At 37.4% G+C, this 257-nt stretch carries 1 protein-coding gene; it reads right to left on the reverse strand.

The genetic code is table 11. From position 1 onward, the window contains the following. Positions 1-257 (reverse strand): MFS transporter (locus RYX56_RS23675; RefSeq protein WP_317124295.1); only part of this gene is annotated, 257 nt, incomplete at both ends.

Consider the following 257-nt stretch of genomic DNA (forward strand, 5'->3'; position numbering starts at 1 on the left):
CCCTAAGATTGATGCAAATTTATAAAAAATACTGTAAAAGCCGAAAAATTCATTAGCATTTTCCTTCGGGACAAGTTGTGCAAAGTAAGAGCGGCTTAGTGCCTGTATACCACCTTGGGAGGAGGCGACAAGCATAGCCAGGATCCAGAAATCTAATACCGTTTTTAAGAAATAGGCATAAATACAAATAATGGTATAGACAAAAATTCCAACGAGGAGCATAGTTTTACTTTGAAATTTATCCGCAAGCTTGCCAT

The organism is Alkalihalophilus lindianensis, from assembly GCF_032843265.1.
Classification (GTDB): Bacteria; Bacillota; Bacilli; order Bacillales; family Bacillaceae_D; genus Alkalihalophilus; species Alkalihalophilus lindianensis.